We start from the raw sequence: 23,408 nt of genomic DNA on the forward strand, positions 1-23,408 counted from the left end.
AGTTTTTACTACCTTTGCGGCAATTTAGCGGACGACTTGTTTGATAGTATCTTTCCGCAGACTCTATCTGTAATTTGTAAATCATAAAATTAGATATAGGACAATGAGCTTATTTGGTTTATTTAAAAAAAAATCCGATGAAACAAAAGTCGGCAACGTAGAAGATTTTATATCACTGACAAGGGTTTATTTCCAGTCAGTCATCGCTACCAACTTAGGTATCACTAATATCCGTTTCTTGCCGGATGTAGCAAACTTCAAACGTTTGTTCAAAATACCGACGCAAGGCGGCAAACTGGGACTGGCAGAGAAATCGGCTTCACGCAAAATGTTGATGCAGGACTACGGATTGAACGAGAGTTTCTTCAAAGAGATAGATGCTTCTGTCAAACGTAACTGCCGCACACAAAATGATATTCAGTCTTATCTGTTTATGTATCAGGGCTTCTCGAATGATTTGATGATGCTAATGGGTAACCTGATGCAATGGAAATTCCGTATGCCGTCTATCTTCAAGAAGGCTTTATACGGGATGACGCAGAAGACGGTTCACGATGTTTGCACCAAGCAGGTATGGAAGGCGGATGATGTACACAAGACAGCTGCTACCGTACGTCAATACAAGGAACGTCTGGGATATTCGGAACAATGGATGACGGATTATGTGTATAATATCGTTCTTCTGGCCAAGAAGGAACCGAAACGGAAAGAGGATGACACGGAGACGAAAAAATAAGTCGCTCGAAATGTTAGAAAGAAAAAATAAATCGTAAAGAAATACACGATTGGAAAAGCGGGGCTTTTGGGGCTTCGCTTTTTTTATTATCTTTATGTACTTTTCTCTTTTGCCTTGATGCAAAAGAAAAAGTACCAAAAAGAAAAAATCAAGGCTGCGTCTGCCCGGCTACTCAGGTCTCATTCCCGGCTAAAGGGCAGAAACTCGCTACGCTCAAACAGTCTGCCCTTCTTGACGCCGTGAATAAGACCTTCGCTTGACGCCGGGCAGACGAGGCCGGGGGGGGGGACCTGCGGGGTGTTGGAGGTGTTGGGGCTGCTGGTCGTTAATTTATTAGTCGATAATTTACTACACTAGTCAATAATTTGCTAGTCGATAAAAAGATAGGATGCTTATGAAACAAAAGAAAATGCTTGTACTTACTTTTTCGCAGTTGAAACAAATCTATAATCAGGAGATGCCGGAGTTGGTGAAGATGGCTGTAAAGAGTCCTACGGTGGAGGATTTTAAGGCCGGGTTGCTGATGTATCTGGATGCTTGTGAGGTAGTGAACGAGACGGCGAAGGAGGCGAGGGAGCAAATTCGACTCTTACTCCATTATGATGGACAGGATGTCCATGAACTGTCTACGGGACAGGATATGTCAGTACAGACGATTCGGTTGCTATATCAGTTTCTGACGGAAAGGTTGGAGAATATAGAGATGCCGACGGATTTGTTTATTGAATTGTTCCAGTTGTTTAAACGCTTGCAGGGGGAGACTGTTCCTTTGCCGTCGCCGCAACGTATCAAGAGCCGGAATGACCGGTGGGCTACGGGGCTGGATGAAGAGGTGCGTGAAGAACGCGATGAGAACAAGGAGCGGATGTTGCATTTGCTGATTCAGAAGATAGAGAACCGGAAGTCGAAGCCTTCGGTACGGTTCCATTTTGAGGAGGGGATGAGTTATGAGGAGAAGTATGAATTGGTGAGCAAGTGGTGGAATGATTTCCGTTTCCATTTGTCGATGGCGGTAAAGAGTCCGGCAGAGCTGAATCGTTTTTTGGGGAATTCGCTTTCGTCGGAGACGATGTATTTGCTGAATAGGGCTCGCAAAAAGGGGATGCCGTTCTTTGCTACCCCTTATTATCTGTCGTTGCTGAATATTACGGGATATGGGTACAATGATGATGCGATCCGGAGTTATATTCTTTATTCACCGCGGTTGGTGGAAACGTATGGCAATATTCGTGCATGGGAGAAGGAGGATATTGTAGAGGAAGGGAAACCTAACGCGGCAGGATGGCTTTTGCCTGACGGACATAATATTCACCGGCGTTATCCGGAAGTGGCGATCCTTATTCCTGATACGATGGGACGGGCTTGCGGAGGTCTTTGTGCGTCTTGCCAGCGTATGTATGATTTCCAGAGCGAGCGGTTAAACTTTGAATTTGAAACGTTACGTCCGAAGGAAGCTTGGGACAGTAAGCTGCGACGGTTGATGACGTATTTCGAGAAAGATACGCAGTTGAGGGATATTCTTATCACTGGCGGAGATGCGTTGATGAGTCAGAATAAGACGCTCCGGAATATATTGGAGGCTGTCTACCGCATGGCAGTACGTAAACAAAGGGCGAATCTCGAACGTCCGGAAGGAGAAAAGTATGCGGAACTGCAACGGGTAAGGTTAGGTTCTCGCTTGCTGGCTTATTTGCCGATGCGTATCAATGATGAACTGGTCGATATTTTACGTGAGTTTAAGGAGAAGGCTTCGGCTATTGGTGTGAAGCAGTTTATCATTCAGACGCATTTTCAGACACCGCTAGAGGTGACTCCTGAAGCCAAAGAGGCGATCCGGAAAATTCTTTCTGCCGGATGGATCATTACGAATCAGTTGGTATATACGGTGGCTGCTTCGAGAAGGGGACATACGACACGGCTTCGCCAAGTGCTTAATTCGTTGGGAGTGGTATGTTATTATACTTTCTCTGTGAAGGGATTCAATGAGAATTATGCAGTGTTTGCACCGAACAGCCGTTCGATGCAGGAACAACAGGAGGAAAAGATCTACGGTCAGATGAATCCTGAACAGGCGGAAGAGTTGTATAAGCTGCTGGAAACCAAAGTGGATGCGGAAGAAAAAGAGGATGTTGCCAGACAGATAAGGCGCTTTATGAGAAAACATCATCTGCCTTTCCTTGCTACAGACCGTAGTGTATTGAATTTACCCGCCATCGGCAAGAGCATGACTTTCCAGCTAGTCGGATTGACAGAAGAAGGAAAACGTATTCTGCGTTTCGAGCATGACAGTACCCGTCATCACAGTCCTATTATTGACCAGATGGGACAGATCTATATCGTAGAGAACAAATCATTGGCTGCCTATCTGCGCCAACTTGGCAAAATGGGGGAAGATCCGGAAGACTACGCATCCATCTGGAGCTATACAAAAGGAGAAACCGAACCTCGTTTCAGCCTTTACGAATACCCCGATTTCCCCTTCCGTATCACGGATAAAATGAGTAATTTAGGTATTAATACCTAATACCTAGTTCTTCACCCGTATTACTATATTAGCAATAATTGCAGTCAAACCTCCAGTGGTGATTCCTGAGGAGAATATACTCCGAATCGCTTCTGGAGCTTGTTTTAAAACATCCGGCATCAATTCTACACCCAGACCTAAAGAGAGGCTGACTGCCAATACCAGGGTTTCTTTGCGTCCTATTTCCTGCGAAGAGACGATACGGATACCTGCGGCTGCTACGGTACCGAACATCAATAAGGTAGCACCACCCAATACCGGATCGGGCATCAGGGAAAAGACGGCTCCTACAATGGGGAATAATCCGAGCAGGACAAGCATGCCAGCAATATAATAGCCTACATAGCGACTGGCAACTCCGGTCAATTGAATGATACCGTTATTCTGTGCGAAGATGGAGTTCGGGAAGGAGTTGAAAACGCCTGCCAGGAGAGAGTTGAATCCATCTGCCATCACACCGCCGGAAACACGTTTCAGGTATGAATCCCCTTCAATCGGAAGTCCGGAAATCATGGAGTTGGCTGTCACATCCCCCGTAGCTTCAATGGCGGTAATCAGATAGACCAGACCGATGGCGATAAACGAAGAGATATTAAAGTCAACACCATATTTAAAGGGCTGAGGGATGTTGAAACTCATCAGCATCTCAACATTGAGCGCACTCATATTCACTTTGCCCAAAGCGAAAGCCAATCCATAGCCCAGACAGAGACCGAAAACAATGGAACTCATGCGCAGGTATTTGTTTTTGCATCGATTGAAGAATAAGACGCTCAGCAAGACGAGTGCTGCAATAGAGAGATTTTCCCACGAGCCGAAGGAGCCGTCATCCATTGCACTATATCCGCCGCCACAAGAAACAATACCGACTTTAATCAGACTCAATCCGATGAGCAGCACGACAATACCGGACACCAGCGGAGTGATAATATTGCGAAGATACTTGAAAGTACGGCTGACAACCATTTCGATGGGAGCGGCAGCTATACAGGAACCGAATATAAGGGGAAGTCCGCCTACCAATCCGGTAGCTATAATGGGCCCGATAAAAGAGAAACTAGTGCCTTGAATACAAAGTAACCTGGCCCCTATCGGACCAATTCGACGGCATTGTATAAACGTGGATACACCCGAAGCAAAAAGGGACATAGATACCAGAAAGCTTGTTTTTTCAACATCCAGTTTCAACGCACCTGCAATGATAAGAGGAGGTGTTATGATGGCTACAAAGATGGCCAGCAGATGTTGCAAGGCAGCAAACAGGGCATCTTTAAATGGAGGGCGGTCTTCTACGCCATAGATCAAATCTGTTTTCATTCGATATTTTATTCAATAATTTATGTATATCCGTTTCGGGATTTCGTATCTTAAAGTTTAGTTTAACGTCCACTTCAGAGCCAGTGTCGGAATCACATAGAAGCCGTCACGACCACCGAAGTTATTGCTCAGTTCCACTTCGGAGCCAACACTCAGGTTAAAGTTTTTATTTACTCCTTTTATACGGTTCAGGTTTACCCAGAATTGAGGTTCGGACAGGAAGATTGTTTTTCCATAGTTCGTTTCTTCTCGCCACCAGTCGGCAAAGCCGGAGAAGGTGAGCAGGTTCTTGCAAAAGTTCATGTACCAGGTTCCTGTCAACTGGAAGTTATTCGGAGAGCGATGTTTCTGAATATACTTGTACATGGCTGTCAAGGTGAAGCCTCTTGAAAAAGAAGCGTTATTATAGGTATAGGTGGCTCCTGCCAGATAAGCGTTATTGTAGGAGAATCCTTTTGCTAATCCGCCATTGTATTCGAGATGGGCAGAGAAAGGACCCTTCCAGAATTTCAGTTCGCGGGCTATCTCCCAGTATGCGGCAGCGACACCTTCGGAAGTATAGTCCATATCAATAAAGAAATAAGTACTTCCCCAGTTATCGGGATGGAACTTCTCCACTGTAGAAGTTTACAATGGACGCCCTTTCAAGTCTTTATCATACAGGGAACGTCCGAAATCATAATGTAACTGAATGTTTTGTGCCTGTAATTCCGGTACGGCAGAAAGCAGCATACACAGGAAAAGAGCAGAAATGATCTTTTTCATGACAAATGTGTTTAAATGAAGGTGCAAAAATAGTTAAACCTATACATATATTCACATTCTGACACTACTATTTTAATCCAGACGATTATTTCCTGTATCCCACCAAAGTCGGGTACCTCCATGATCCGGTCCGTTCAAGGCCTCAACAAGAGCTGAGTATTGTTCTTTATCTTCTGTCTGCAGGGTACCGGGGAAGTTGAGACGGCGTATCATCGTCTCCGTATCGATACACCCGTTTCTGCTATGGTTAAAGCGTACCGGAAACAGACGCGGATATCCCGTACGACGTTGTTCAGCCCATGCCTCACAGCCCTCCGGAAACATGGCAATCCATTTCTGTGTAATGATCTTCTCCAGTTTCACTTCTTTATCATCTGCCGGATTCCATTTAGGAGAAACCCGGCAACGGGCAGGAATGTTGTTTTCAGCATCATACGTATCAGTAAAGTCAGCGGCTGTTCGTTCGCTGTTCAGATAGTCGTCCATCTGATAAATCCCGTGCTGGTGCAAGGATGCTTTTATACCATTCAGATAACATTCTTCTTCATCTTCCGGAGTCCAGCCACGCAAAGCCGCTTCGGCACGGAGAAACCAGATTTCGGCAGAGTTCATTAAAGGAGCATCCGTACTCTGATCGACAGCCAATTTAGATAATCCTGCATAATGATTGTGTGCAAAACAAGTTCCCTGACGGATTCCACGATACTCCCCTGCATAAGCCTTGTCGGTACAGGCTTCAAAGTAGACTTTCAGCCGGGGATCATCATAGCCTGTGAGAATAGATTCCATTGCAGCGCTCATATAAGTTTCGTTCCATACACGGTTGAGTTCTCCCAACGGATTGGTAAATCCGGATTGTGTCGAGACCGCTACCCGCTCATCTTCGGCTTCAAAAACACCAAATTCGTTCTCCAATCCTTTCCGAAACTCGGTATATGCCTTATCCGGATCAACTGCCGAAATACGCATTGCCAGACGCAGACGCAAAGAATTGGCAAACTTGACCCAAGAAGAATACTGACCGTCCAGCAACAGATCAAAACGGGAGAATCCGTTGGATTCAGGCCTCTTTTCTATGTAACCGACAAGAGAGACAACAGCCGAATCTAGTTCATTAAAGAACTCATAGTAAACTTCTTTCTGCGTATCAGGGCGATATTGATTTCGGGCATTCGCAAAGTTCTTATAAATAATAGGGCCGTAATAGTCCGTCACCCGATGCATAACTTCTACTTTCAGCACTTTGGTGATACCGAATAAAGCAGGTTCTGTATCACGGGTGGCATTCTCCGACTGATAGATTTGTGGAAAAATATACGAATACATATGTGTCCACATGGCACTGTTCCAGCCATCCTGCATGTTATAGTCCGAGTTATGCGTACCTCCGTTCAGCGGTTTGGCATCGTGCATATAGCCGGAGAACATATCCGCGTTCAGATTCTGTATCAATTGGAAAGGCCAGTTCTTGCCTTTACCGAAATCGTAGTTAAAGTAAATACCTTGCTGGATAATTCCCAGACGGATGCCGAAGCCATTATCATCAATCACCAAATCCTCATCCGTAATACCCGACTGATCGGTATTAAATTCACGGAACTTCCCTGTACAGCTGACAGAGAGCAGCAGAATACCCAACAAGTATATATAAATATGTCCTTTCATCATCTTCCCTCCTGCTCTTAAAATTCACATTTCAACGTAAAGCCCAGACTGCGGGTGGTAGGCATGCCAAACACTTCAATTCCCTGATTGTCATTTCCCGTAGAAAGTACCAGATCAGGATCGAAAGGGGCTTTCTTGTACAAGAAACAAAGGTTACGGGCTACAAAGGAAAGTTGCAGGTCCTTCAGTACGTTCGTTTTCTGTATCCATTTTCGGGGGAAGCTATAACTCAGTGAGACTTCCCGCAGACGGAGGTTGGTCGCATCATACATATAGTATTCGGTCACTCCGGCACGTCCGCCGACCACATTCTTATAGAATCCCTTTACATCGCTTATCTGCCGGCCTTCCAACGAGACATATCCTTTATCACGGGCTTGTGCCGTAACCTTCGAAACTCCATAAAGATCCATCTCCGCCTGAGTCTGCGAAAGGATTTCACCTCCATATCGCCAGTCGAGCAGGAAGTAAAGGCTAAAACCTTTGTAAGAGAAAGAATGATCCCATCCCAACATAAAAACAGGATTGGCATTTCCCACTTTTACGGTATTCCCGTCACCCTCTACCAACGGAAGTCCTTTATAATCTCCCTCCGTTCCATACAGAATATGACCTTCTTCATCACGTATAAAGGCTTTACCGTAAATGTCGCCGATCGAACCGCCTTTCACCAGTTTCATCGCATAACTGGAAGAGAAGCTGGTAGGTCCGTAAGCAAACTCCTTCAACTCTTCATGAAGTTCTACGATCTTATTCTTATTGGCAGAAAAGTTCATGGAAGTCTTCCATGTAAAGTCAGAAGTCAGTACCGGAGTGGCATCCAGCGTGATCTCCCATCCCTGATTCTGAATGTCTCCCGCATTTACATATCGATAGGCGTATTTATCTCCAGCAAGTGCCGGGAGTTTGAAAAACTGTTCATAAGTGTTGGTACGATAATAAGTCAGGTTCAATCCCAAGCGGTGCTGCAAGAATTTCCATTCCATACCCAGTTCGACAGAATGTGTCATTTCCGGTTTCATCTCCGCAAAAGGAGCGGCATCACTTGCCAGCATTCCTCCGCCGGCAGTCACATACGATACGGGATAAGTAATGAAGGGAGGTACCCCGTTGCCTACAATGCTATAAGCTCCGCGTAACTTTGAGAACGAAACCCATTCGGGCATCTTCACCCACTTATCGGGGAGAAAAGATACTCCGATGGAAGGATAAAAGAATCCCTTCTTTTCGTATTTTGTATAAGCTAGTGTAGATGACCAGTCGTTACGTGCGGTCAGATCTAGAAAGACTCCTTCTTTATAACCAGCCTGTGCTGTTGCAAAGACAGATTGCAGTTGGTAGTGAGCATCTATTTTCTGGTCAATACTGGCAGAACTGCTCATCACGATATTGGCAAGGTTGAACACATTGGCAAATTTTAGAGAAGCATTCTTCGAATCAATACGGGTGGAGTTAACAACCTTATCATTGATACTGCCGCCAATAGCTATATCCAACGTAAAATCATTCAGTTTCTTCTTAGCCATCGCCATCACGTCTCCATACATCAGCGTTTCCTGATAATCCATTTCAATATAACGCCCGTTCATTCCACACAGTGCCGTAGCGGTAGAGGCATAGAATTTCTGACGTAGTTTATCGGCTGAATAATCCATATTACCACGAGCTTGAAGCGTCAGCCAACCGGTCACTTTCAAATTGGCGGAAAGAGAGAGGATCAATCGCGTACGCGCTTCCTTACTCTGTATACGGTTTTGTATCCAATACGGGTTCTGCTCGAAGTCCTCAGTAAAAGTATGCCAGTTTTGTGTATTCAGTTTTCTTTCCTCATCATAGTGTTCATAGTTATCTTTATAATATGACAAGTCTTCGCCACGAGGAAAGCGGTAAAGCCCTACCAGCGGATTCATATAGAAACCTCCCGATACAGGTTTATTCTTCACCGTCTGCCTCATGACGTTCACATTACCATCCAGTTTCAGCAGGCTATTGAAGAGTACAGCGGTCTCCCTCAGATTGATATTGTGCTTGGAGAGTTTGTTTTCATTCAGAATGCCACGCCCGGTCGTATTGGCATAGGAGAAGTAAGTTTGCAGTCTATCGTTTCCGGAGTTGACGGATACGGAAGTGATCGACGTCAGTCCGGTACGGAAAAAGTTATTCAGATTATCATAAGCCATGAGGTTTTCTTTCTCCCCCCAACTGTCTGTCACATCACTTACCCCATAGTTATTCTGCATTTTGGGCAGACAGAAAGCCTTCTCAAAAGTCAATCCGGTAGAGAAATGAATATCTCTCCGCCCTACGGAGTTTCCTTTTTTGGTCGTAATAAGAATAACTCCGTTGGCTGCCTGACTACCATACAAGGCTGCGGCTGGAGCTCCTTTCAGGATGCTGATACTTTCCACATCTTCCGGATTCAGATTGGAGATACCGTCGCCTCCGTCCCTGTTTCCGGCATTTGCCGTACCGCCAATAGCCGAATAAGCCTGTTCCGAAGTGGAGTTCGACATAGGAACTCCATCTATCACATACAAAGGCTGATTGTCTCCGGCTACCGAGCGCACCCCACGAATACTGACTTTCGCCGACCCGCCCATACCGGAAGAGTTCTTGCTGACCTGCACACCGGCTGCCTTCCCCGCCAAAGCAGTGATCATATTCACTTCTTTCACGCGATTCAATTCTCCTCCCCTCACCTTCTGCACAGCATAGGCCAAAGAAGATTCTTTCTTTTCAAGCCCCAAAGCGGTAACAATCACATGATCAAGCAGCTGAATGCTTTCCTTCAGACATATTTCAAGCATCGACCTGCCCTGTACGCCGACTTCCTGAGACTCGTAACCCACGAAAGAAATTTGCAGTATAGCACTATCCGGAACGGATAAGAAGAAATTCCCCTCAACATCTGTCACTGTTCCATTCGCTCCGCCTTTCTCTCTGATTGTCGCTCCGATCAACGGTTCACCATACACATCAATAACCCGTCCCCTCACCGTAAAATTAACAGAAGAGACTCTCACATTTTCTTTCGGTTCTGACTGCGAAGCATAACAACCTTCTTCAAAGAAAAATAACAAGCCTATAAAACAGCAACTTATAAGTATTCTTGTTTTCAAAAGTATTCCAATATGTTGTTTTGTCATTACCGTGCAAAAATAGCCAAAATTTTTTAAAACTGTTTTTTTCTGTAACTATTTTGAATGAAAAGAATAGATTCGTTATTTTTGTAAGAAATTACAGAAGCATGGAAATTGAAATCGAAAAACATCCGCTGGAACCTTTTCTTCCCCCGAAAGCAAAGCTGCTGATGCTGGGAAGCTTTCCGCCACAAAGGAAACGGTGGTCGATGGATTTTTACTATCCGAACCTGAATAATGATATGTGGCGCATTGTCGGACTTTTATTTTTCGGAGACAAAGAACACTTTCTGAATGAGAGCCGGAAAGCATTCTGCCGGGAACAGATCGTTGATTTTCTAAACGAAAAAGGAATCGCCCTGTTCGATACCGCCTCCTCTATCCGGCGTTTGCAGGATAATGCTTCGGACAAGTTCCTCGAAGTAGTACAGCCGACGGATATTGCAGCATTACTCCGCCAACTGCCCGAATGCAGGGCCATCGTCACCACCGGACAAAAAGCGACGGACACACTCCGTGAACAATTGGAAGTAGGCGAACCCAAAGTAGGCGATTATGCAGAATTCGTATTCGAAGGACGAGCGATGAGACTCTACAGGATGCCTTCTTCCTCACGGGCATACCCTCTTGCCTTAGACAAAAAAACGGCTGCCTATCGGATTATGTATCAAGATTTGCAGATGCTTGTTTAAGTATTAAGTTCTGAGGTTTGAGTTTTTAAGTATGAATCAATAAACAACATATAGTATGACACCTTTATTTTTGCAATATCCGGCATGCAGCACATGCCAAAAAGCCAAGAAATGGCTAACAGAAAATAACATTGAGTACACTAACCGGCTTATTGTGGAAGATAACCCTACGGTGGAGGAGTTGAAAGCATGGATTCCGCGAAGCGGACTACCGATAAAGAAATTCTTCAACACTAGTGGTTTGGTATATAAAGAGCTGAAACTGAGTGAGAAGCTGCCAACTATGACCGAAGAAGAGCAAATCACCTTATTGGCAACTAACGGTAAATTGGTGAAACGTCCGTTAGTAGTGACCGACAGCTTCGTTCTGGTAGGTTTTAAGCCCGATGAATGGGAAAAATTAAAATAATTGGAAATTTATTTACCCTAACATTTGCAGGTTCGGAAGTTTATACTACCTTTGCAGCCGCAAACACGGGAGTAGCTCAGTTGGTAGAGCACCGGTCTCCAAAACCGGGTGTCGGGAGTTCGAGCCTCTCCTCCCGTGCAGAAGTAAACCGCAAACAGTCCATGACTATTTGCGGTTTTTCTTTTTATTACCACTTCCTTTCATCCGCATTGCAATATTCATTCTTATTTCATACTGATTTTGGAACGAACTCAAATTAGTTAAACGAAATAGTTATCTATTCGATGATTACATCTGTTTTTACCAGTGTTCTATCAATCGACTCATGTAGGCTTTAATCCTTAGGTGTTATCCCTTTAGCAGTCTCAACCAGACGGACAAATTCTCTTCTGTATCCTTTATCATCATTATTCAGTCCTTGTTTGGCTAGTTCAATCACCTTATCATAGCTTGCATCCCCTTTGAAATCAGAGTTCCGGAGCAACTGACCGAACATAGCTACGGCAGAGGCAAAGCGGAAATCGGAAGAAACATTATTTCCTTTGTTATCCACGAAGGGAAGCTCCATCTTTTTGCTGACGTCTTTATCCGGAGCTTTATAGCGTAATTTTACGGTCAGCAATTCATTGGAACCGGTTGGTTTCACCGTTTCTTTTTGTTTCTTTTGATATTTCAGATCATCCACCTTTCCTACATAGTCATTCTTCACGCCTACGGGAATCACTTCATAGAAAGCGGTTACCGTATGTCCGGCTCCCAGTTCACCGGCATCCTTGGCGTCATTATTAAAATCTTCATCTTTCAGCAAACGACTCTCATAACCAACCAGACGATATGCCTGTACCTGAGCAGGATTAAATTCGACTTGCAGTTTCACGTCCTTGGCTACCGTATGAAGTGTAGCTCCAAACTCACCCACCAAAACGCGATTGGCTTCCTGCAAGTTGTCTATATAGGCATGATTTCCATTTCCTTTTTCAGCCAAAGCCTGTCCTTTGTTATCTTTGTAGTTACCCATTCCATAGCCCAACACACTCAGAAATACTCCGCTTTTACGTTCTCTTTCTATCAGTTGCTCCAAGCCTTCCACAGAAGAAACACCCACATTGAAATCGCCGTCGGAACAAAGAATAATACGATTGTTTCCTTTAGGAAGGAAGTTTTGCTTAGCCACCTTATAAGCCAGTTGGATACCTGCACCACCAGCGGTAGAGCCACCGGATGTAAGCTCGTCTATCGCATCTCGTATTTTCTGTTTGTCACTGCCCGGAGTCGATTCCAGTTTCACACTGGCATTGCCTGCATACACTACAATCGCTACCCTATCCTTATCACGCAAGTTGTTCACCAATAACTTCAGAGACGACTTTACCAAGTCCAAACGGGTAGGTCCCCACATCGAGCCGGAAACATCAATCAGAAACACCAGATTGGATTCCGGCAGGTTGTCAGTCGGTATTTCTTTCGCTTTCAGTCCGATACGTACCAGACGGTGAGCCGTATTCCAAGGGCAAACACCTGCTTCCATGGTTATCTTCACCGGATCAGTTCCGGTCGGCTTTGCGTAATCGTAAGAGAAATAATTCACTAATTCTTCTGTACGGACAGCATCGGCAACGGGTAATGTACCGCTGTTGATAAAGCGGCGCATATTACTGTAAGAAGCAGCATCCACATCAATGGAAAAAGTAGAAAGCGGAAACTCGCCCACTTGCTTGAAACCATTTTCATGGATTGATTGATATTCTTCCGTATTTACCGCGTCCATATATACAGCCGGTTGTCTGAGGCTTGCCAGATCTACGGTCGAGACAGCTCCGGTGACTGTCATCTTCCGTTGAGTGCCGTATCCAACGACAACACATTCTTCCAGTATTTCCGACGAACTTACTTTAAGGCTTACATTGATCTTTTCCGAACGCACGACCCTTTCTGCTTTTTCAAAACCAATATAACTAAAAACAAGCGTTTCTCCCTTTTTTGCCTCAATACTATACCGCCCTTGCAGGTTTGTAATAGCCCCGCGAGAGGTTCCTTTTACAGTCACCGCACATCCTACTAACGGAGAACCGTCCGATCCATCTGTCACCGTTCCCTTTACAATCAAAGGTTGTGCCCATACCGTACCCAATGTGGTAATCACTAACATCATTGCGAGCATCATTGCTCTGAATTGGTTTGTCTTCATAACTTTATCTTTTTAAAATGTTACAACTAATTCGCTTTTACTATAGAGATGCAGATTCCACACGGATTCCATAAACCAATCGAAGTTTTTTTTATTTTTCTTCTACACGTTGCTATTTCTAATTGCTATGTCTATCTTTGACAGCAAAAAAAGTTCTGTTTTTCAAAAGAAACATATCAAAGTTAACGGACGAGGAACTACTGACGCACTACATGAAGTCCGGGGATTCGGAATATTTCGGTGAATTATACAACCGTTATATCCCGTTAACGTACGGACTGTGCCTGAAATATCTGCAAGATGAGGACCGGGCGCAAGAAGCAGTCATGCAGATGTTCGAGGACTTGCTGCCTAAGATTAGTAACTATGAAATAAAAGTGTTCAGGCCGTGGCTCTACCGGGTAGCGAAGAATCACTGTCTGCAACTGTTACGAAAGGAAAACAAAGAAATTCCGTTAGATTACACCATTAATATTATGGAATCCGACGAATTTCTGCATCTATTAAGTGAAGAGGAAAGTTCGGAAGATCAGCTAAAGGCATTGCATCATTGTCTGGAAAAGCTGCCCGAAGAACAACGGACCAGCATTACACGTTTCTTCTTAGAAGAAATGTCGTATGCGGATATTGTGGAACAAACCGGATTTACGCTCAATAACGTGAAAAGCTATATCCAGAACGGAAAGCGAAACTTAAAAATTTGTATCAAGAAACAAACCCTATGAAACTATTGGACTACATACGAGGACTCCGCAAAGGAAAAGAGGCGCATCGACTGGAAAAAGAGTCGATGAAAGATCCTTTTCTGGCCGATGCTATGGATGGGTACCACCAAGTAGAAGGGGATCACGAACAGCAGATTCGTCAATTGCGGATGAGGGTAAACGCTCATTCGGCCAAGAAAAGAAATAAGTATGCCATCACCTGGAGCATCGCTGCCTGTCTGATGATAGGAATCGGAATCAGCAGCTATTTTCTGTTACTGAAACAGAGTATAGAAGATAATGTATTAGAGCAAGTTTCTTCCGTATCCATACAAAAGATGACCCCAGATTCCAGCCACATCCCTACCGAAAAGGAAATAGTCGGAAAAGATATAGTGGCCAAGACCAAAGAAGCTTCTAAATCCCGAGAGATTCCTGCCGCAGCAACTCCCGCAACAATACCTGCCAAAGCATCTACGACCGTTCCTACACCAGCTCCGGTCATGGAAGAAGTGATTACTCCAGCTGAAGTTTCGGAAGAGGTGACTGTAGCGATGGCTACAGATACTTCAGTCTCCGAGTCTGACAGAAAAAAGATGAAAATTACTAAATTGACTGCCCAAGCCAACAACATCATCAGAGGAAAGGTAACAGATGAAAATGGAGAACCACTCGTTGGAGCTAATATCTGTTATAAAGGAACCAATATCGGAACCATAACAGACCTCAACGGAGAATTCTCATTGATCAAAATGAAAGGTAATGAAGATTTAACCATCAATTATATCGGTTATAATCGCATTGATATGCAAGTAGACACCAGTCAGACAATGCTCATAGCTATGAATGAAAGTGACAGACAAACACTGGATGAAGTCGTGGTAGTAGGATATGGCACACAGAAAAAAAGGACTGTAACAGGAGCCGTCTCCACCGTTTCAATAGAAGACTTGAAAAAGGCTCCGGGTATCTTGCAAAACTCCGATACATCAAAAGAATCTGATACATTAAAAGGCTCTGGCAATTCGCAGAGTTCTGTTGCTCCGAAGCCCGTGATGGGAATGAAACAGTATAAAAAGTATCTCAAAAAGAACTTGATTCATCCCACAGACGAAGCTTGCGCTAAAGTCAAAGGAAAGGTTGTATTGACTTTCCGCGTAAACAAGGAAGGGCGTCCTTACTTTATCAGAGTCAAAGAAAGTCTTTGCAAATCATTAGATAAGGAAGCTATACGCCTGATTCTGGAAGGACCAGACTGGACTTATGGAAACAAAATTGCAGAAGTAACCGTCAAATTCTAAGCAACATCAAAAGTTTGATTCATTTCTGTATGGAAATGAATTAAATAAAAAAGTAGGCAGTATCTTTATTGGGGCCGACTAAAAAGTCGTTAGTATCTTAAATCTTCTCCCTTCGGGAAGGAGGAGTACCCGTAGGGGGAGGTGGTAGGTGAGTATATTAGTCCTTCGCATCCTCTTGTTACAAATCAGAAGTTAAAAACATCTATTATAGGGGATATATACATTCGAGAATTAAGTAGATTCTATTGTCATCTGTCAGCTTTTAGTATTTAAACATCTACAAAACAGTCGTTTATATCATGACAATAAGACCTGATAATAAGGCTGACAATAGAAAAACAGGCGTTTTATTGTCAGCCTCTTTTTTCAATTCTGATAGGAGGCATCAATGATTTCTCTTATTCTTGCGAATCTTGAAGGGGATAAATGACTGGGCGGATGTTTTTGCTTGCTCATCTGTAGAAAGCTGCTGTTTCGTGTTTATAGAATTGTCGTTTCCTTGCTTGGAACTGTTGTTTCTTCTATTGGAAACGGTTGTGCCAAAGGCTTGGCACAGTTGTGCCATCGTGTTGGCACGGTTGTGTCACTACGTTGGCACAACTGTTTTACCGGTATGGCACAACTGCTTTGATTGGTTGTCATGAGCAAAGTGAGCGCTCAAAAAATACAAGGAGAAGGAGAGGATATTTAAATTGCAGGATTTATCTTTGGGTAATGGGCTGACAATAAAACGCCTGTTTTTCTACTGTCAGCCTTATTATCAGGTCTTATTGTCATGATATAAACGCCTGTTTTGTAGATGTTTAAACACTAAAAGCTGACAGATGACAATAGAATGCCCGAAAAACTCTTTATGTAGAAGCAACTCGGACCCGTTGATTTCTCTATATGAAATAGGGGATCAATCCGAAATCTCGGTCGTTTTCAGTTTGTTTCTTTCGGTACGGTTTTGAATGATGAATGAAGAATTACTTTGCAGCGTGATAGCGCAGCCAATTCTTCATTCTTCATTTCCGTACAGTATGGAGCTCAAACAGGGGTTCCGGACTGACGGATATATTGCATCAGTTTACGGTAGAATGGATGTTGGGCAAGAGTCGTTGCATCTCCCAGAATTACAAGTTTCATCCGGGCGCGGGTAATGGCAACATTCATTCGTCTTAAATCATTGAGAAAGCCGATCTGTCCATCTTCGTTTGCCCGTACGAGGCTGATAAAGATGACATCCCGTTCCTGCCCTTGAAAGCCATCGACCGTATTGACTGTGATGAGGCTGCGAAAAGGGCGTAGAAAGCTGTTTCCTCTGATTTTGCTTCTTAAGTATTGCACTTGTGCCTTGTAGGGAGAAATCAGACCGAAGTCGATACGCTCGTCCAATATGCGTGTTTTGCCGATCCGGTTAATATAAGCTTCCAGTTCCTGCAGCAATAAGTTGGCTTCCTGCTTGTTGATGCGTCCGAAACTTTCGCCTACAAATTCCTCATGGAAATCCATTTCCGAGGTATCTATCCAGTTCATGGGAGTGTCGAAATCAAGAATACCCCGGTTGCGCACTTCCGGTGCGGCTTCCAGTTCCCCGTTGTAGAACCATTCGGAAGGAAAGCGCATGATTGCCTCATGCATCCGGTATTGCACTTTGAGCAGCGAAACGGCAGAAGGTTTTTGCTGCACGACTTTTTCCATCAAAGTGTGATCCAGTCCGCCACGGGCAGCTTCGATACATTTGATTGTAGGAGGAAGTTGGCAATGATCTCCGGCAAGGATTACGCGGTCCGCTTTCCGGATGGCGATCCAACAGGCAGCTTCGAGTGCCTGGGCGGCTTCATCTATAAACAGAGTGGGAAAGCGCCGTCCGTTGAGCAAACGATGGTTGCTGCTGACCAGAGTAGAAGCTATCACACGGGCACTGTCGAAAAGATCGGCATTGATTAAGATTTCCAGTTCCGTGGCACGGTCGCGGAGACGGCTCATTCTGCTGCGCATACCTTCCCTTTCGGAATAACTTCCCCGACGCATCCGGCTACCCATTTCACGGATTGATTTACGGATTCCCCAGAGTTCGGGGTATGCCGGATGGCTTTCAAAGCGGCGTTCGTAGGTAGAAGAGAGCATTTTGTCGTTTACACGCGTGGGGTTGCCAATACGAAGTACGGCTACTCCCCGGTCTGCCAGTTTCTCGCAGATCCAGTCCACAGCAGTATTACTTTGAGCGCAGACCAGCACTTGCGGTTCGCGGTGAAGCGTTTCGTAAATCGCTTCCACGAGGGTGGTAGTCTTTCCGGTTCCCGGAGGACCGTGGACAATGGCGACATCGCGCGTACATAATACTTTATTTACAGCCGTTTCCTGCGTACTGTTGAGCCACGGAAAGCGGACGGGGTACAATTCACGAAATCCGGGTTTTTGTGTTCCCAGCAATGTATCCCGTAGATCGGCAAGGCGGTTTCCTTTGGCACGGATGGTATCTTCCAGTGCTTCGAACATGGCACGATAAGAAGTTTCATCGAAATAAAGTTGTACTCCCAGCACATCTTCTGTCTGCAGTTCCATCAACGCGCCTGCTCCGGGAAGTACGACTACCATCCGCTCTTCGTCCGCATAACTGACCGTTGCAATGAAATTCATATAACTCACTTTTCCATCAAAGGACTGCCGGAAAAAACAGACGGGACGACCGAATTCGAAGGAGTGCTCGATTTCTTTATTTTCGGTTCGTGTAATATCTATTACAAGTTGATTCAGAGAATTGTAGTAACTTCGACCGGGAGAGGTGGGATACCAACAAAGACCACGTTTTACTTTGCGGGCGACTCCCATTGTTTCAGTCTGCCGCTTGAATTCCTCCTTTTCGTATTCATACTCCATGCGTAGCAGGAGTTGCTGTTGTTGAAGGTCGATGATTGGACTTTTCGGATGATTACTCATAATAGGTGCAAAGGTAATAAATCTTCTTCCTGAGACGAAAATATATTTCATTTTGTTAAACATTCCTCGAATGCCGTTCGTTATTTTTATAGATAGACTAAAAAAACAAAAGCAATATGGTGTATGATTTGACTATGTTAGAGGCTTTTTATTCTGCTTATAAAGGAAAAGTAGAACACGTACGGGCTGTTTTGAAACGGCCTTTGACGTTAGCCGAGAAAATTCTGTATGCTCACTTATTCAATGAGGGTGACTTGAAAAATTACAAGCGGGGTGAAGACTATGTAAATTTCCGTCCCGACCGTGTTGCCATGCAGGATGCGACTGCTCAGATGGCATTGCTTCAGTTCATGAATGCAGGAAAAGAAAAAGTAGCTGTTCCTTCCACTGTGCACTGTGATCACTTGATACAGGCATACAAAGGAGCGAAAGAAGATATCGCTACTGCAACCAAAACAAACGAAGAAGTTTACGACTTTTTGCGCGATGTATCCTCTCGCTACGGTATCGGTTTCTGGAAACCGGGGGCCGGCATCATTCACCAAGTAGTGCTCGAGAATTACGCTTTTCCCGGTGGAATGATGGTGGGAACCGACTCACATACTCCGAATGCCGGAGGACTGGGCATGGTAGCTATCGGCGTAGGCGGCGCGGATGCCGTAGACGTGATGACGGGCATGGAGTGGGAGCTGAAAATGCCGAAAATAATCGGTGTCCGCCTGACCGGAAAACTGAGTGGCTGGACTTCTCCGAAAGATGTGATTCTGAAACTCGCGGGGATTCTGACCGTAAAAGGAGGAACCAATTCCATCATCGAATATTTCGGACCGGGAACGGCTTCTTTGTCGGCTACCGGCAAAGCGACCATTTGCAATATGGGTGCCGAAGTGGGAGCTACCACTTCACTTTTCCCGTTCGACGGGCGCATGGCTACTTATCTGAGGGCTACCGGCAGAGATCGTGTCGTGGAACTGGCAGAGGCCGTTGACTGTGAACTCCGTGCGGATGAGCAAGTAACGGATGAACCGGATAAGTACTACGACCGTGTCATCGACATCGATTTGTCCACGCTTGAACCTTACATCAACGGACCTTTCACACCGGACGCTGCTACACCTATCTCTGAATTTGCAGAAAAAGTATTGCTGAATGGCTATCCGCGTAAAATGGAAGTCGGACTGATCGGTTCGTGTACCAACTCTTCTTATCAGGACTTGAGCCGTGCCGCTTCGTTGGCAAGGCAAGTAAAGGAAAAGAATCTGAGTGTAGCTGCTCCGCTGATCATCAATCCGGGTTCCGAACAAATACGCGCTACTGCCGAAAGAGACGGAATGATGGATACCTTTACGGAAATCGGAGCCGTCATTATGGCAAATGCCTGCGGACCTTGCATCGGTCAGTGGAAACGCCACACGGACGACCCGACGCGAAAGAATTCAATTGTTACTTCTTTCAACCGTAACTTTGCCAAGCGTGCGGACGGCAATCCGAATACGTATGCCTTTGTCGCTTCTCCCGAACTGGCGATGGCACTGACAATTGCCGGTGACTTATGTTTCAATCCTTTGAAAGACAGGCTTATGAACCATGACGGCGAGAAGGTGAAACTGACAGAACCGGTAGGAGACGAGCTGCCATTAAGGGGCTTTGCTTCCGGTGATGAAGGCTATATCGCCCCCGGTGGAGCAAAAACAGCGATCAATGTCAACCCGGAATCGCAGCGCCTGCAATTGCTGACTCCTTTCCCGGCGTGGGACGGACAAGATATACTCAATATGCCTCTGCTGATGAAGGCACAGGGCAAATGCACTACCGACCATATTTCGATGGCAGGGCCGTGGCTGCGTTTCCGCGGACATCTGGAGAATATTTCGGATAATATGTTGATGGGAGCCGTGAATGCGTTCAATGGAGAGACCAATAACGTGTGGAACCGTTCGACAAATACATACGGGACCGTTTCCGGCACAGCCAAAATGTATAAATCCGAAGGAGTGCCTTCTATCGTCGTGGCCGAAGAAAATTATGGCGAGGGTTCCAGTCGCGAGCATGCCGCTATGGAGCCCCGTTTCCTCAATGTGCGTGTGATTCTTGCCAAGAGCTTCGCCCGTATTCACGAAACGAACCTGAAAAAGCAGGGTATGCTTGCTCTTACGTTTGCAGACAAAGCGGATTATGACAAGATACAGGAGCACGACCTCCTTTCGGTCATTGGCCTGATAGATTTTGCACCGGGGCGCAATCTGACCATCGTTCTTCATCACGAAGACGGCACGAAAGAGAGTTTTGAAGCGCAACATACATACAACGAACAGCAGATCGCTTGGTTCCGTGCCGGTTCTGCATTGAATGCCAGATAATTAAAAAGATAGAAATGAGCAAAATAACCATGCAAAAAGATGGTACGCTTTTAGTGCCCGATGTGCCTGTCGTACCTTATATTACCGGAGATGGAGTAGGAGCCGAAGTGACTCCGTCGATGCAAGCCGTTGTGAATGCGGCTGTTCAGAAAGCATACGGTGGCAAACGCCGGATTGAATGGAAAGAAGTGCTGGCGGGCGAACGCGCTTTTAACGAGACAGGTTCGTGGTTGCCGGATGAAACGATGAAGGCTTTTCAGGAATATCTGATTGGCATCAAAGGGCCGTTGACAACTCCTGTCGGCGGTGGAATCCGTTCTTTGAACGTAGCTTTGCGCCAAACGTTGGATTTGTATGTCTGTCTGCGTCCTGTTCGTTGGTATCAAGGCGTTCATTCTCCGGTGAAAGCTCCGGAAAAGGTGAATATGTGCGTGTTCCGTGAAAATACGGAAGATATCTATGCAGGCATCGAGTGGGAGGCAGGTACTCCCGAAGCAGAAAAGTTCTGTCAGTTTCTGAAAAATGAGATGGGAGTGACGAAAATCCGTTTCCCGGAGACCTCTTCTTTTGGAGTGAAACCTGTTTCCCGTGAAGGCACGGAACGCCTTGTGCGGGCCGCTTGTCAGTATGCCCTCGACCATCACCTGCCTTCTGTGACTTTGGTGCACAAGGGAAACATTATGAAGTTCACCGAAGGAGGCTTCAAAAAATGGGGCTATGAACTGGCGCAACGTGAGTTTGGCGATGCTCTGGCAGACGGCAGACTGGTGATAAAGGACTGCATCGCCGACGCTTTCCTGCAAAATACGTTACTGATTCCCGAGGAATATTCCGTGATAGCTACCCTGAACCTGAACGGAGACTACGTTTCCGACCAGTTGGCTGCAATGGTAGGCGGCATCGGCATTGCTCCGGGAGCAAATATCAACTATAAAACGGGGCATGCCATTTTTGAAGCGACGCATGGAACTGCCCCGAACATTGCCGGAAAGGACATCGTGAATCCTTGTTCTATTATTCTTTCGGCAGTGATGATGCTTGAATATCTGGGATGGAAAGAAGCGGCTGTCCTTATCGAAAAGGCTTTGGAACAAAGTTTCCTCGATGCCCGTGCCACGCACGATCTGGCTCGCTTTATGCCGGGAGGTACCTCCCTGTCTACTACCGCTTTCACACGCGAAATTGTGGAAAGAATCGAAAAGTAAATGTAACGATTAAAAACGAAGTATTATGAAGAAAGAGTATTTGATTTACAAACTCTCCGAGGAGATGAAAGAGGCTACCCGGATCGACAATGAATTGTTCCCCAAGTTTGATGTGAAACGTGGACTGCGTAATGAAGATGGCACCGGCGTGTTGGTAGGTCTCACTAAAATAGGTAATGTAGTAGGTTACGAACGGGTCCCCGGCGGTGGACTGAAACCTATTCCGGGAAAGTTGTTCTATCGGGGCTACGACGTGGAGGATATTTCTCATGCCATCATCAAAGAGAAACGTTTCGGCTTCGAAGAAGTGGCTTATCTGCTGCTTTCCGGTCGCCTGCCGGACAAGGAAGAGCTGGCTTCATTCGGCGAACTGATTAACGACAATATGGCGCTCGAACAGAAGACGAAAATGAATATTATCGAGCTGGAAGGAAATAATATCATGAATATCCTGTCGCGTAGTGTGCTCGAAATGTACCGTTTCGACCCCGATGCCGATGATACTTCGCGGGATAACCTGATGCGTCAGAGCATTGACCTTATCTCCAAGTTCCCCACTATCATTGCGTATGCTTATAATATGCTTCGCCATGCTACATTCGGACGTTCGCTGCACATCCGCCATCCGCAGGAAAAGCTGTCCATCGCTGAGAATTTCCTCTATATGCTTAAAAAAGACTATACGGAACTGGATGCCCGTACGCTCGACTTGCTGTTGATTCTACAGGCGGAACACGGTGGTGGTAATAACTCGACTTTCACGGTTCGCGTTACTTCTTCCACAGGGACGGATACGTATTCGGCAATCGCCGCAGGTATCGGTTCGTTGAAGGGTCCGCTTCATGGAGGCGCGAATATTCAGGTTGCCGACATGTTCCATCATTTGCAGGAAAACATCAAAGACTGGAAAAGCGTGGACGAAATAGATACTTATTTCACACGGATGCTGAATAAAGAAGTATATAATAAGACCGGGCTGATTTACGGTATCGGTCATGCTGTCTATACGATTTCTGACCCTCGCGCGCTGCTGCTGAAAGAACTGGCTCGCGACCTCGCCCGTGAAAAAGGGAAAGAAGAAGAATTTGCTTTCCTCGAACTACTTGAAGAGCGTGCTATCGCTACCTTCGGGCGGGTAAAGAACAACGGAAAGACGGTGTCCAGCAATATCGATTTCTATTCGGGCTTTGTCTATGAGATGATCGGCTTGCCGCAGGAGATTTTCACTCCGCTGTTTGCCATGGCCCGTATCGTGGGCTGGTGTGCGCACCGCAATGAAGAATTGAACTTCGAAGGCAAACGCATTATCCGTCCGGCTTATAAAAATGTTCTTGATGATTTGGCTTATATTCCCATTAAGAAACGCTGATAAGAACAAATCCTTTTTATGCAATAATGGCTTGTTTTTAGAAAGAACATCCGATGTTCTATTAACATTTAACACTTTGCGGCTGTCGTGTTTCTCTCCCGATGGAGG

14 protein-coding genes, 1 tRNA gene and 1 pseudogene are annotated in these 23,408 nt (G+C 45.4%); 10 read left to right on the forward strand and 6 right to left on the reverse strand.

The window, feature by feature from the left end:
* Positions 1-103: 103 nt before the first annotated feature.
* On the forward strand, positions 104-736 hold the full coding sequence (locus tag BLW31_RS02405) for a DUF8491 family protein (protein WP_010537040.1): 633 nt from the start codon (positions 104-106) through the stop codon (positions 734-736).
* A gap of 394 nt (positions 737-1,130) precedes the next feature.
* Positions 1,131-3,260 carry a KamA family radical SAM protein gene (locus BLW31_RS02415; RefSeq protein WP_010537039.1) on the forward strand — a complete coding sequence of 710 codons (2,130 nt, stop codon included), beginning with the start codon at positions 1,131-1,133 and terminating at the stop codon, positions 3,258-3,260.
* Positions 3,261-3,263: 3 nt separating this feature from the next.
* Here BLW31_RS02415 and BLW31_RS02420 read toward each other — a convergent pair whose 3' ends face one another.
* The 4 genes and pseudogenes from BLW31_RS02420 to BLW31_RS02435 form a co-directional block, all read right to left on the reverse strand.
* Entirely contained in the window at positions 3,264-4,577 is a 1,314-nt protein-coding gene (locus BLW31_RS02420) for a nucleobase:cation symporter-2 family protein (RefSeq protein WP_010537038.1), read from the reverse strand.
* A gap of 57 nt (positions 4,578-4,634) precedes the next feature.
* Positions 4,635-5,342 (reverse strand): annotated as a pseudogene (locus BLW31_RS02425) (nucleoside-specific channel-forming Tsx family protein).
* A gap of 72 nt (positions 5,343-5,414) precedes the next feature.
* Entirely contained in the window at positions 5,415-7,010 is a 1,596-nt protein-coding gene (locus BLW31_RS02430) for a SusD/RagB family nutrient-binding outer membrane lipoprotein (protein WP_010537037.1), read from the reverse strand.
* Positions 7,011-7,024: 14 nt separating this feature from the next.
* Positions 7,025-10,153, reverse strand: coding sequence for a SusC/RagA family TonB-linked outer membrane protein (locus BLW31_RS02435; protein ID WP_010537036.1), 3,129 nt, complete (start codon positions 10,151-10,153; stop codon positions 7,025-7,027).
* A gap of 101 nt (positions 10,154-10,254) precedes the next feature.
* On the opposite strand from BLW31_RS02435, the gene BLW31_RS02440 reads away from it, so the two are divergent.
* The 3 genes from BLW31_RS02440 (at position 10,255) to BLW31_RS02450 (ending at position 11,386) form a co-directional block, all read left to right on the forward strand.
* Complete coding sequence (locus BLW31_RS02440) at positions 10,255-10,839, forward strand: uracil-DNA glycosylase family protein (RefSeq protein WP_010537035.1); 585 nt, start codon at positions 10,255-10,257, stop codon at positions 10,837-10,839.
* Between the two features lie 55 nt (positions 10,840-10,894).
* Entirely contained in the window at positions 10,895-11,248 is a 354-nt protein-coding gene (locus BLW31_RS02445) for an arsenate reductase family protein (protein ID WP_010537034.1), read from the forward strand.
* A 65-nt stretch (positions 11,249-11,313) separates the two neighbouring features.
* A tRNA-Trp gene (locus BLW31_RS02450) sits at positions 11,314-11,386 on the forward strand.
* 196 nt (positions 11,387-11,582) lie between these two features.
* Here BLW31_RS02450 and BLW31_RS02455 read toward each other — a convergent pair.
* Complete coding sequence (locus BLW31_RS02455) at positions 11,583-13,436, reverse strand: vWA domain-containing protein (protein WP_010537033.1); 1,854 nt, start codon at positions 13,434-13,436, stop codon at positions 11,583-11,585.
* Between the two features lie 212 nt (positions 13,437-13,648).
* Between BLW31_RS02455 and BLW31_RS02460 the strand changes: the two genes are divergently transcribed.
* Entirely contained in the window at positions 13,649-14,161 is a 513-nt protein-coding gene (locus BLW31_RS02460; protein WP_010537032.1) for an RNA polymerase sigma factor, read from the forward strand.
* Entirely contained in the window at positions 14,158-15,441 is a 1,284-nt protein-coding gene (locus BLW31_RS02465) for an energy transducer TonB (RefSeq protein WP_010537031.1), read from the forward strand. The genes BLW31_RS02460 and BLW31_RS02465 overlap by 4 nt, the downstream gene beginning before the upstream one ends.
* Positions 15,442-16,470: 1,029 nt before the next feature.
* On the opposite strand, the gene BLW31_RS02470 is transcribed toward BLW31_RS02465, so the two are convergent.
* Positions 16,471-18,417, reverse strand: coding sequence for an AAA domain-containing protein (locus BLW31_RS02470; protein ID WP_050544953.1), 1,947 nt, complete (start codon positions 18,415-18,417; stop codon positions 16,471-16,473).
* Between the two features lie 65 nt (positions 18,418-18,482).
* On the opposite strand from BLW31_RS02470, the gene BLW31_RS02475 reads away from it, so the two are divergent.
* From BLW31_RS02475 to BLW31_RS02485, 3 genes are read left to right on the forward strand one after another with little or no spacing between them, the layout of a single operon-like run.
* Positions 18,483-20,726 carry an aconitate hydratase gene (locus tag BLW31_RS02475; protein ID WP_010539299.1) on the forward strand — a complete coding sequence of 748 codons (2,244 nt, stop codon included), beginning with the start codon at positions 18,483-18,485 and terminating at the stop codon, positions 20,724-20,726.
* A 14-nt stretch (positions 20,727-20,740) separates the two neighbouring features.
* Complete coding sequence (icd, locus tag BLW31_RS02480) at positions 20,741-21,931, forward strand: NADP-dependent isocitrate dehydrogenase (protein ID WP_010539298.1); 1,191 nt, start codon at positions 20,741-20,743, stop codon at positions 21,929-21,931.
* A 25-nt stretch (positions 21,932-21,956) separates the two neighbouring features.
* The gene (locus BLW31_RS02485; protein ID WP_010539297.1) at positions 21,957-23,300 is read left to right on the forward strand and encodes a citrate/2-methylcitrate synthase; all 1,344 of its coding nucleotides are present in this window, start codon (positions 21,957-21,959) and stop codon (positions 23,298-23,300) included.
* The last annotated feature ends 108 nt before the right edge of the window (positions 23,301-23,408 follow it).

Source organism: Bacteroides faecis MAJ27 (assembly GCF_900106755.1).
Classification (GTDB): domain Bacteria; phylum Bacteroidota; class Bacteroidia; order Bacteroidales; family Bacteroidaceae; genus Bacteroides; species Bacteroides faecis.

Excerpts from the sequence above, each read along its gene's own strand:
- BLW31_RS02405 (WP_010537040.1), top strand. The coding sequence starts at position 104 with ATGAGCTTATTTGGTTTATTTAAAAAAAAATCCGATGAAACAAAAGTC.
- BLW31_RS02415 (WP_010537039.1), top strand. The coding sequence starts at position 1,131 with ATGAAACAAAAGAAAATGCTTGTACTTACTTTTTCGCAGTTGAAACAA.
- BLW31_RS02420 (WP_010537038.1), bottom strand. The coding sequence starts at position 4,577 with ATGAAAACAGATTTGATCTATGGCGTAGAAGACCGCCCTCCATTTAAA.
- BLW31_RS02430 (WP_010537037.1), bottom strand. The coding sequence starts at position 7,010 with ATGATGAAAGGACATATTTATATATACTTGTTGGGTATTCTGCTGCTC.
- BLW31_RS02435 (WP_010537036.1), bottom strand. The coding sequence starts at position 10,153 with ATGACAAAACAACATATTGGAATACTTTTGAAAACAAGAATACTTATA.
- BLW31_RS02440 (WP_010537035.1), top strand. The coding sequence starts at position 10,255 with ATGGAAATTGAAATCGAAAAACATCCGCTGGAACCTTTTCTTCCCCCG.
- BLW31_RS02445 (WP_010537034.1), top strand. The coding sequence starts at position 10,895 with ATGACACCTTTATTTTTGCAATATCCGGCATGCAGCACATGCCAAAAA.
- BLW31_RS02455 (WP_010537033.1), bottom strand. The coding sequence starts at position 13,436 with ATGAAGACAAACCAATTCAGAGCAATGATGCTCGCAATGATGTTAGTG.
- BLW31_RS02460 (WP_010537032.1), top strand. The coding sequence starts at position 13,649 with ATGAAGTCCGGGGATTCGGAATATTTCGGTGAATTATACAACCGTTAT.
- BLW31_RS02465 (WP_010537031.1), top strand. The coding sequence starts at position 14,158 with ATGAAACTATTGGACTACATACGAGGACTCCGCAAAGGAAAAGAGGCG.
- BLW31_RS02470 (WP_050544953.1), bottom strand. The coding sequence starts at position 18,417 with ATGAAATATATTTTCGTCTCAGGAAGAAGATTTATTACCTTTGCACCT.
- BLW31_RS02475 (WP_010539299.1), top strand. The coding sequence starts at position 18,483 with ATGGTGTATGATTTGACTATGTTAGAGGCTTTTTATTCTGCTTATAAA.
- icd (WP_010539298.1), top strand. The coding sequence starts at position 20,741 with ATGAGCAAAATAACCATGCAAAAAGATGGTACGCTTTTAGTGCCCGAT.
- BLW31_RS02485 (WP_010539297.1), top strand. The coding sequence starts at position 21,957 with ATGAAGAAAGAGTATTTGATTTACAAACTCTCCGAGGAGATGAAAGAG.